This window comes from Hassallia byssoidea VB512170 (assembly GCF_000817785.2).
GTDB lineage: Bacteria > Cyanobacteriota > Cyanobacteriia > Cyanobacteriales > Nostocaceae > Hassallia > Hassallia carrinoi.
Map to the genome: position 1 here is coordinate 1 of NZ_JTCM02000160.1, position 10782 is coordinate 10782.

10 protein-coding genes are annotated in these 10782 nt (G+C 41.9%); 8 read left to right on the top strand and 2 right to left on the bottom strand.

The annotated features are described in order from the left end of the window. Window positions 1–141 precede the first annotated feature (141 nt). Window positions 142–1065, bottom strand: a complete 924-nt coding sequence (locus tag PI95_RS32980) for an NmrA family NAD(P)-binding protein (protein WP_039741105.1) — start codon at window positions 1063–1065, stop codon at window positions 142–144. Between the two features lie 59 nt (window positions 1066–1124). Here PI95_RS32980 and PI95_RS32985 point away from each other — a divergent pair, with 59 nt between their 5' ends. The 8 genes from PI95_RS32985 to PI95_RS33020 all read left to right on the top strand — a co-directional run bounded on the left by PI95_RS32985 (window position 1125) and on the right by PI95_RS33020 (window position 8911). Beyond that, window positions 1125–1889: a red chlorophyll catabolite reductase gene (locus tag PI95_RS32985; RefSeq protein ID WP_039741103.1), complete on the top strand. Its 765-nt coding sequence runs from the start codon at window positions 1125–1127 to the stop codon at window positions 1887–1889. A 36-nt stretch (window positions 1890–1925) separates the two neighbouring features. Next, complete coding sequence (locus tag PI95_RS32990; RefSeq protein WP_039741101.1) at window positions 1926–2978, top strand: nitrilase-related carbon-nitrogen hydrolase; 1053 nt, start codon at window positions 1926–1928, stop codon at window positions 2976–2978. A gap of 28 nt (window positions 2979–3006) precedes the next feature. Further along, entirely contained in the window at window positions 3007–3135 is a 129-nt protein-coding gene (locus PI95_RS32995) for an alpha/beta hydrolase (RefSeq protein WP_163519412.1), read from the top strand. Further along, the gene (locus tag PI95_RS33000; RefSeq protein ID WP_039741099.1) at window positions 3128–4540 is read left to right on the top strand and encodes an aldehyde dehydrogenase family protein; all 1413 of its coding nucleotides are present in this window, start codon (window positions 3128–3130) and stop codon (window positions 4538–4540) included. Before PI95_RS32995 ends, PI95_RS33000 begins: the two co-directional genes overlap by 8 nt. A 205-nt stretch (window positions 4541–4745) precedes the next feature. Then, on the top strand, window positions 4746–5939 hold the full coding sequence (locus PI95_RS33005; protein WP_039741097.1) for an RNA-guided endonuclease InsQ/TnpB family protein: 1194 nt from the start codon (window positions 4746–4748) through the stop codon (window positions 5937–5939). 111 nt (window positions 5940–6050) lie between these two features. Further along, a complete protein-coding gene (locus PI95_RS33010; RefSeq protein WP_039741095.1) occupies window positions 6051–6497 on the top strand; it encodes a DUF3598 family protein in 447 nt (148 codons plus the stop codon). Window positions 6498–6535: 38 nt separating this feature from the next. Then, window positions 6536–7924 (top strand): histidine--tRNA ligase, encoded by a 1389-nt coding sequence (gene hisS / locus PI95_RS33015; RefSeq protein ID WP_039741092.1) that lies wholly within the window; start codon window positions 6536–6538, stop codon window positions 7922–7924. Window positions 7925–8008: 84 nt separating this feature from the next. Beyond that, window positions 8009–8911: a DUF4437 domain-containing protein gene (locus PI95_RS33020; protein ID WP_039741091.1), complete on the top strand. Its 903-nt coding sequence runs from the start codon at window positions 8009–8011 to the stop codon at window positions 8909–8911. Window positions 8912–9705: 794 nt separating this feature from the next. On the opposite strand, the gene PI95_RS33025 is transcribed toward PI95_RS33020, so the two are convergent. Continuing rightward, complete coding sequence (locus tag PI95_RS33025; protein WP_039741089.1) at window positions 9706–10524, bottom strand: alpha/beta fold hydrolase; 819 nt, start codon at window positions 10522–10524, stop codon at window positions 9706–9708. Window positions 10525–10782: the final 258 nt, after the last annotated feature.

A 10782-nucleotide genomic window follows, 5' to 3' on the forward strand; every position in this document is an offset into this window, starting at 1 on the left:
TGGGGACTGGGGACTGGGGACTGGGGACTGGGTGAAAAGCCTTTTTGTGTCTAGGTTTTATCATCTGTTGATGTCCGGCAGCACCAAGGCTTGTACTATATATAAATAACACAGCCTGATTTGAGCGATCGCCACTCACGATTATGAAAGACTCTCGTAAGTAAGTTCCTTATTTCCCCAGTTAGTTTCTTGCAGAAATTCATCGAAAGTCGTCAAAAGTCCGGGAAACTCTTGCCGCAAGTGCTGCACATCAGCTTGATAACCCTTGCGGCGATACCACTGAATCAAAGCGTACAATTCTTTTTGAAATAGAAGTAAGAATATCCACGCGGGTGTTTCTTTGTGAACAACACTTGTCCCCTGCGCTTGAGAAAATGCCTCGGCAAGTTGCTTTGGAGTCAGCACATCACCAGCAAGTTCAATTTCTTGACCGATGTACTTGTCAGGATTTTTCATCACATAAGCAGCAACGCGACCCATATCTATAGTTGTAATCAGATGTAAAGGCTTGTCAGGCTGAATCGAAAATGGGAAAGTTCCCTTAAGTATCGACGGTCGCGTGTACTTTTTCCAAAACTCTTCCATAAACAAACACGCACGCAACATCGTTGTCGGTAAGCCAGCTGAAGAGAGAATTTGCTCAACCTTGTACTTTTGCTCAATATGGGGAATTCCGGAATTTCTGTCTGCACCACCTGCGGAGTTATAAACGAAGTGCTTGATGTCGGCTTTTTTTGCCGCTTGTGCAACGCGCTTTGCCCTCTCGACTTCTAGCGGGTCAGGTTTGGCAGAGTCCGCTGAAGTAGCGTGACAATAAATAGCCGAAATGCCGTCCATAGCTGCTGCGAGGGAGTTTTCATCGTCTAAATTGGCTTCAACCAACTCAACTCCTGCTTCGCTCATTTTCGACAGCGAAGGACGGTTCAGGTCAATTTTTCTAGTTATGGCACGCAGGTTGGTAAGTTGCTGTTCGCGAAATCCTTTGACTACATTACCGCCGGTGCCACCAGTAACACCGATGAGCAGAACTTTACCAACTTTCGACTCTGTAGCACCATCTGACATGCTATTACCTGGAGTTCTTCGTTTACATTAAGTTTATACAAAGAAAGCAAAGACAAACAATGATTTCGCAACAACCTAATGTAGACAATACAGCTATATTTGAACAGTTATGGGGTATTACAAACGAACTCAGGCAGAAGTTGGATGCTCGTTTTACGCTACATCCAGAACCTTCTACGAAAAGCTTACAGAGCTATTCTGCCACGACAAAAGAGGCACACGGTTCGCTCAATACCTTCTCTGGAGAAGAAATTGATTGGCTGGTGCATGGGTGGTTTGCCAAGACCGAACAATCAAGCTTCAGCACGATGCGTCTGACTACCTGGTTGCGATCGCATATCCGGGTTCCTCATCTAGCGTTTGAGTTTGGCACGTTTCCAAATATTTTTTTTTACATTGATTACATCCCGCGAACTGATATTTTGATTGACCTGGAATATCTGGATCGCTACTATGAGCCAGTTAATGAAACATTCCTGAGTTTGCACAGCAATTCCAATCTGTCATTATTTACTAGCAAAAGCTTGTATGTCCGCCAGTTTCAATCGCCTATCAGCCTCTGCTACACCTGTTCAGCTACGGATGATACACTCAACCTGATTCGCACACTTGCACACGAAATGCTGGATCGCTGGCTGACGTGGGTAGACGAGGCTGAGGCAATGCCAGAAGATGCGCGGGCTAGCTTGGCTGAACGCGACTTGTTTTTGCGCCGTAGCAGCGCTGAACGCGATCCAGGCAACAAGTTAGCAGCGCAGATGCTGGGTACGGAATTGACTAACAAACTAGTTCGGGCGCTTTGGGGTGGCGATCGCCTCAAATAAAATCACCGAAGCAAAATTTCAACAAAACCTTGGTGCATGGAAATTAATACTACCGCCATCGACTCATACAGAGCATTAGCACTTCAAGTAACGTGCCACGCAGTTAACCAAGCCAGCGATCGAACCCAAGCGCGATCGCTCATGCAGCAAACCATCAACCGCTTGGCGCAACAAATCGCTGGCAGTATCGCTTTTATTGGCTTTGACTGTCGTTTAATTGTCCTGCCGGAATACTTTCTTACAGGCTTTCCGATGGGAGAATCTTTAGCTGTCTGGGCAGAAAAAGCTTGTTTGGAAATGGCTGGTGCTGAGTATGAAGCTCTTGGTAAAATAGCCCAAAAGCATAATATCTTCTTGGCAGGCAACGCCTACGAACTCGATCCGAACTTTCCAGGATTGTACTTCCAAACCTGCTTTGTTATCGACCCCTCAGGGTCAATTGTCTTGCGGTATCGACGGCTGAATTCGATGTTTGCCCCCACACCGCACGATGTCTGGGATAAGTATCTAGATTGCTACGGGTTAGAGGGTGTTTTTCCGGTAGCGAAGACGGCGATCGGTAATTTGGCAGCTCTGGCATCAGAAGAAATTTTATATCCAGAAGTAGCGCGGTGTCTGGCAATGCGCGGTGCAGAGATTTTTCTGCATTCTACATCAGAAGTGTATGCCAAGACGCTAACGCCTAAAGACGCAGCAAAAATCAGCCGTGCAGTAGAAAACATGGCATACGTAGTCTCAACCAATACAGCAGGCATTGCGAATATCCCGATTCCAATTGCATCCGCTGATGGTGGTTCTAAAATTATTGACCATCGAGGAATTGTTTTAACTGAAACTGGTACAGGTGAGAGCATGGCAGCTTTTGCCGAGATAGACCTGGCAGCTTTACGACGCGATCGCCACCGACCAGGGTTAAATAATTTACTTTCGCGGCAGCGATTTGAGCTATACGCAGAAAGTTACCGCCAGTCCCATTTTTACCCAGCAAACACTATGCTGGATAAAGAAGTAGACCGCAAACACTTTATCCAAACACAGCAAGAAACCATCGAGCGTCTAAGCAAATTGGGGGTAATTGGTAATGGGTAATCGGGAACGTGGTAATCGGTAATCGGTAATGGGTGATGGGGAATCAGGAATAAAAATAATTCCCAATTACCTATTCTCAATTCCCAATTCCCCATTCTCAATTACCCATTCCCAATTACCAATTACCCATTACCAATTACCTATTCTCAATGACTAAACCAATAGAAGTTCGCAACCCCCGAACCGGAAAGTATGACTACGTAATTATACCGCCGCCCTCGAAGCTGCTGGCACAGCAATGTAGCCGTCTGCGGAGGGCGCAAAAAAGCTGGCTGCAAATTGGTTTACAAGGGCGAATAGAAGCTTTACAGCAGTGGAAACAAGCGATATTATCTAAGCGTGACAAACTCACGGAGGCTTTAGTCGCCGATACTGGCAGATTATCAATCTCGGTGCTGGAAATTGACTCATTCCTTTCCAGCATTGATCGCTGGTGTGGATTAGCGCCAAAATTATTACAAGACTTTGAAAAAGGTACAGCAATACCTTTTATCGAACTGCAACAAACAGCGGTTCCTTATTCCTTAGTTGGGGTGATTAGCCCCTGGAATTTTCCCTTATTGCTGTCTACGATTGATACGATTCCCGCATTGCTAGCGGGTTGTGCCGTCATTGTCAAACCGAGTGAAATTGCTCCCCGCTTCGTGGCACCTTTGTTAGAGACACTTAACGCCGTTGGACAACTGCGCGATATATTAACTTTTATTGAGGGAGCCGGGGAAACTGGAGCCGCATTAATTGACAATGTGGATCTGGTGTGCTTTACCGGCAGTGTAGCCACCGGACGAAAAGTAGCAGAAGCAGCAGCGAGACAGTTTATTCCTGCTTTTTTAGAATTAGGCGGAAAAGATCCGGCGATCGTCTTAGAATCAGCCGATATAGAATTAGCCACATCAGCAATTTTGTGGGGTTCCGTCGTCAACACCGGACAGTCTTGCTTGTCGATTGAGAGAATTTACGTTGCTGAATCTATCTTTGATAAGTTTTACCATCAACTTGTAACTAAAGCGTATCGCCTGCGGCTGGCTCATCCTAAAATTGAAGATGGGGAAATCGGTCCGATTATTGCCGAAAGACAAGCAGCGATTATTAAAGAGCATTTGCAAGATGCAGTGTCAAAGAAAGCGGTAATTCACTGCGGTGGGGAAGTTGAGGAATTGAGTGGTGGTTGGTGGTGTCGTCCAACAGTTCTCACAAGTGTTAACCATTCGATGAGACTGATGACCGAAGAGACTTTTGGACCAATTATGCCAGTGATGGCTTTTTCTAGAATTTCTGAAGCGATCGCATTAGCCAACGATACCATTTATGGGCTAAGTGCTGCTGTCTTTGGCTCAAAAGCAGAGGCATTAAAAGTCGCCCAGCAGATAGATGCAGGAGCAATCAGTATCAACGATGCTGCACTCACCGCTCTCATGCACGAGGGAGAAAAAAACGCCTTTAAATTCTCCGGTATGGGAGGTTCGCGCATGGGACCAGCCGCGCTGACACGATTCATGCGGAAAAAAGCATTTTTGGTGAAAACTAACACTGTTAGCGACCCTTGGTGGTTTAACTTGTAACAATCATATGTCCCACACTGTATCTGTACTCAGATCAGTGCCGGGATGAATTTTGGGCAATGACGAATTGACTTTCGCTCCTAAGATAAACGCAGTTTATCCATGAATGAAAGTCGCGCTCGGAATTGCCAAATCTTTTATTTATGTTGATAAGCGTCAATACTTTGGTATATATTTAAAGTAGGTCGAAACTACAGGTTATATTATGCGAACTTCGTATCAATATAAATTACGTCCCAATAAACAACAAATAATTCAATTAGAACAATGGCTATCGATGCTACGTTCTCAATATAATTATTTGTTAAGTGATAGATTTAATTGGTACGAATTTAACCGTTGTTCGGTTAACGCATGTCCGTTAGTTTGCCATATTCCAATATTAAGAGACAATCCTAATTATCACACGCAGCAAAATGCGTTACCGCAACTAAAGAAAGACCGTCCTTGGTACGCTGCAATTCATTCGCAAGTTTTACAAAATGTCGTTAAACGTGTTGAATTAACTTTTGAAAGATTTTTAAAAGGCGACAGTAACGGTAAACGAAGCGGTAGACCGCGTTTTAAATCGTCAAGTCAGTATTCAACGTTTACTTATTCGCAAATGAAACCAGATTGTATTTCAAACAATACAATCGCTTTGCCTAAGTTTGGTAAAGTTAAAATCATATTGCACCGTCAAATACCAGACGGATTTAAGATTAAAACGTGTTCTCTGACCAGAAAAGCAGACGGTTACTATGCCACGTTTAGTTTAGAAGATAAAACCGTACCAACAATTAAACCAAATTTTAACGCTGATAAAATTGTCGGAATAGATTTAGGTTTAAAAGAATTCTTCACAGACAGTAACGGTCTAGCTGTACCGATACCGCAACATTATCGGAATGCTCAGAAGCGTTTGAAAGTTGTTCAAAAGAACGTTTCGCGAGCAAAAAAAGGCAGTAATAGACGTAACAAAGCTGTCAAAAAACTCGGCAAACAACATAAAAAAGTTACTGATAAACGTCGCGATTTTCACTTCAAAACTGCCAACACGTTACTTAAAAATTTCGATGTAGTTGTGCATGAAGATTTGAACGTCAAAAGTCTTTCACGCACACGTTTGGCAAAGTCTGTGCATGATGCTGGATGGAGTAGTTTCATATCGATTCTTTCAAATAAAGCCGAAAATGCTGGTTTGCTTGTGATCGGGGTGAATCCATATAGCACGTCTCAAGACTGCTCCAAATGTGGTGAGAAAGTATCGAAAAAATTGCATGAGCGTTGGCACGATTGTAAAAACTGCGGATGTAGTTTGGATCGCGATCACAACGCAGCAATAAACATTTTGAATAGAGCCGAGGGACACCCGGTTCTTAAAGCTCAACGCTTCCTAAGCAATAGCCGGATTAGTTGAGAAGCCCACACTGTATCTGTACTCAGATTCAGTGTGTGGAGTGTGTCACTAGCCAATAAAGCCAGGGCTATTTTAGTCTTATGGATATACTTAGATTTTAAGAGTTTTATTATGTCTACCATCAAAGAAGAAATGCCCGTTCTTTTCCGCCATAAAGGAGATTGGGTAGGAACGTATACACTAGTTGATACAGCAGGAAAAATCCTGGACAAGCATGAATCTCACTTAACCTGTGAGTTTCCAGAAAACGGTTCTTATCCCTACTACCAAGTTAATCGCTACAAGTGGTCTGATGGGAAACAAGAAGAACATCAGTTTCCCGGAACCTATCAAGATAAAAAACTTTGGTTTGATACAGAACGCATTCAAGGGAAAGCCTGGGAAGCAGACGATTCCACCGTGATTTTGTGGTTTTCTTATAAAACAATGCCAGAAATGTCTTTATATGAAATGATCCAAATTAGCCCTGACAATAACTATCGCGCTCGCACTTGGCACTGGTTTAAGAACCATCAAATTTATCAACGCACCCTAATCCAAGAAGAACGGCTACGATAAGCTAATTGGCATTTTGAAGTTTTAATTCCAAAAAAGGCATGGCAAAAGCTGACAAAATAAATTTTTCCACCCCTAGCGGATTTCCAGAATTTCTTCCTAGCGAAAAGCGCTTGGAATTATATTTGCTAGATACTATCCGTAGAGTTTTTGAAAGCTATGGATTTACACCTATTGAAACTCCCGCAGTAGAACGCTTAGAAGTTCTACAAGCAAAAGGTAATCAAGGCGACAATATTATTTATGGTATTGACCCCATCCTGCCACCAAATCGACAAGCTGAGAGGGATAAAGCAGGCGAAACTGGTTCAGAAGCACGCGCTTTAAAATTTGACCAAACAGTCCCTCTAGCAGCTTATATTGCCCGTCACTTGAATGAATTGACCTTTCCCTTTGCTCGCTACCAAATGGATGTAGTTTTTCGTGGGGAAAGAGCAAAAGATGGGCGTTTTCGTCAGTTTCGCCAGTGCGATATTGATGTAGTTGCTCGTCGGGAACTCAGTTTGCTATATGATGCTCAGATGCCTGCAATTATCACTGAAATATTTGAAGCAATTAATATCGGTGATTTTCTGATTCGCATCAACAATAGAAAAATTCTCACAGGTTTCTTTAAGTCGGTAGGGATTGCAGAGAATAAAATTAAATCCTGTATTGGCATCATTGATAATTTAGAAAAAATCGGCGAAGTTAAAGTTAAGCAGGAGTTAGAAAAAGAAGGGATTATAGCAGAGCAAACTCAAAAAATTATTGACTTTATTAAAATTGACGGTACAGTTGATGAGGTATTAGATAAACTCAAGCATCTCGCGCAAAATCTACCAGAAGCCGAGCAATTTAGTGTGGGAGTTGCTGAAATAGAAACAGTGATTGCAGGTGTACGTAATCTCGGAGTTGCTGAAAATAGGTTTTGTATAGATTTAGCGATCGCTCGCGGTCTAGATTATTATACGGGCACAGTTTACGAAACAACTTTATTAGGACATGAAGCCTTGGGCAGTATTTGCTCTGGTGGCAGATATGAAGAATTAGTCGGAACATTTATCGGTGATAAAATGCCAGGTGTAGGCATTTCTATCGGCTTAACTCGCTTAATTAGTCGGTTATTAAAAGCAGGTATTCTCAATACTTTAGCTGCCACACCAGCACAAGTGATGGTAGTAAATATGCAAGAGGATTTGATGCCCATTTATTTAAATGTGTCTCAAATGCTCCGTAAGGCTGGCATTAATGTTATAACTAGTTTTGACAAACGAGGATTGGGTAAACAATTCCAGCTAGCAGAAAAACAAGGAATTCAATTCTGTGTAATTATTGGTTCCGAGGAAGCAGCAGCGCAAAAATCCTCGCTCAAAGATTTGAAAACAGGTGAGCAAGTAGAAGTATCACTGGAAAATTTGGCAGAGGAAGTTAAACGCAGACTATCTTAATTAAAAATTAATTTATTTGTGTAGGTGCGTTACTTTATTAACGTACCATACCAGTTAAGCTTGACTGCGTTCCTCGATAAATACATGGAAAAGATATACAATTCTGCGCCCAAAGAAGAGACAAATGACCCATTGCATATAACCTCTATTAAGGAAGATTGGGGTGGAGACGGTAGAGGACACATGAACTTATCAGGAAGACATACTGCAATCTCTCCAGAGTACGTACCTCGTAAATATATTTTTTTTGACACCAATACTGTATCAGAAGAACAAGGATGGCGAATCAATGGAATGCCGGATGAGGTAGCAACCGCAAGCCGTAGATTGTTGACATGGCAAGACTGCGGAGCCTCTACATCAAGAGTCGTGTTACCATCCCAGTTTAAAGCACCATCTGGCATATTTACTGCTGATTTAGAGCTTTTCGTACTTAAGGGAGCAATTCAAATTGGTGAGTGGAAACTTACTAAACATTGCTACTCTTTTATTCCTGCTGGAGTGCAAGTCGGTGATTGGCAGGTGTTAGGTAGTGAAGATGTAGAAATCCTTTGGATGGAGAATGGCTATTTAGAATATAAAAATTTATCCAATAATCATCCAGATGCTAAGTTAAATGAATATATCCCAGTCTTGGATAGTAAATTGCTGCCGTGGGGCAAAACGGATACAGTTCAATTTATAAAAGCAAGTAAGAAATGGTTAAGGAAAGATGCTAACGGTGGTGGAGTATGGTTACTTGCTATCTTGCCTCATTATGACGGTCTGTATGCAGAAATACAATGTTACAACGAAGAGGGTTATTGTTTAGCTGGGTACTGTGATATTGGAGACTACCGTCTTGGCAAAGATTGCTTTGCCTATGTTCCCAGTTTTACCATCGCTCCTTGGCATAGAACAGATGATGGCGGCTTATTCTTTATTCGGATTGATAGAGATTTATCAAAAATTAGCACAGTTTTGTCATATGCAGATGGTAATCAATAGATATTTTGAGCAACAAGATTTCTGAGGATGATAGGACTTAGGCAAAAACTCTGTCAAACTCTTTTCCTTCTCCTTCACCAGTAGTAGGGTGTGTTAACGCGACAGCGTAACGCACCTATTATCCAGTAGGGTGGAATGTCACTTACTTAAGCAAAAGTTTAGATGGCATTTTTACGGGATTTAAGGGGAGTTTTGTGGCAACTCTTGCTGATTCAGTTGTTTTGGATATATCAGGATCTGATATTGCGGCTCATACTACTTCTGATTGCTGGAAGCACTGCTATCTACCAGTAGAAAATCCCGTATAAGTGAAGCTTGGCGACCAAATTCAATTGCTTTATACTCGCTTCTATCCCAGTCGTCGAAATTCTCCGTTTCGACAGTGTTATAAGTGGAGTGGCAATATTATGCGTGGCAGTAGTACTATCAGTTGTTTTGCTCAAAGTATGGAAAGTAGGGAGTATTAGTTTCATTATTTTTGAGCGATCGCAGTTACATTTTTCTGTAGGACAAGCATTGCCCATCCTACATTTCTGTTGGCTTTCTCACCCGCCCTGAAATTTATTTCAGGGCTAATAGCTAAAGTAAACTTCAGTTTACTATTATATTTTTCACATTATTTTAGTCATAATAGGTTATTTGGTTACAACGACACTCGATAATAAGTGGTAATTCGTCGTTCATTGTCTTCCTCCTAAATAGGTAGGCAAATTTATTTGTATATTTACTAGGGAATTATATTTTTTGTTCTCTGTCCCTCTATACAAAAATGCCTAATTAATTTACACAAGTAATTACTGCTTTTCCAGAAAATCAGTAACTACTTTTGATACTTCTTCCGGCATTTGATTAATCATCCAAAGGGTTCCGCCTTCGAGTTCAACTTTTTGGCTATCAGAAATTGCTTCCCTGAACCAAAATTGATTCTCAGCTTTGGCTAAACCAGCTTTTTCTAATGGTTCTAACCCCTTTTCTCCTGACAAAATCAAAGTAGGGCACTTAATCAAACGAAATCTTTCTTGGGCAGAAAGACAGTAGCTTGCCACAGCTACACCGGGATATACAGGAGAGTTAAAAGCCTTCAAATCATCCAAAACACAACGGTGATTTAACTCTCCCGTGCCGGCGTAACTGACACGAGCTAACCATCTTTCCATCAGGTGAGAGCCATCTTCTTTAATTTGAGACCCTTGAGAATATATCTTGAAAATCTTGTCTTTTTCCTCTTCGTCAAATTTATATACATTGCAGAGGATGAGTTTTTCAACTCTTTCTGGGTAAGCTGCTGCTATTTCTCCGGCAATATAACCCCCTGTAAGACTACCGAAAATGCTTGTCTTTTTTATGCCTAATTCATCCAAAAGGGCGATCGCATTTTTGGCATAGTCTGCAACTGAATAAACTCTGGGGGGCTTGTCAGAATCACCTAACCCCATTAAATCCATTGCAATTACTAATTTTTTGGCAGCCAAAATAGGCATTAATTCTCGAAATTCATCACTACTGCGGGGAGTCATGTGCAGTAAAAGTAGAGGTTCGCCTTCTCCACCTATACGGTAAAGAATTTGTCCATCTTCTGTGTCTAAAAATGCTCTCTTGATACGTTGGCTCATTTTCTTATACTCCCTGACTTGAAAGTGCTGAGTGCTGATACCGTTTCTTTGTGAGGCTGCGCCAAACCCTTTTAACTTCTTTCTTTGTGTCCTTTGCGTCCTTTGCGGTTCGTTTTTCTTTCTTGTACTTATGGTTTAGCGCATCTTCATACAGAATTGGTATGAGTGTTTGAGTCTGCCGAAATGGTTTTTGAGTCTGCCGAAATGGTTTTTGAGTCTGCCGAAATGGTTTTTGAGTCTGCCGAAATGGTTTTTGAG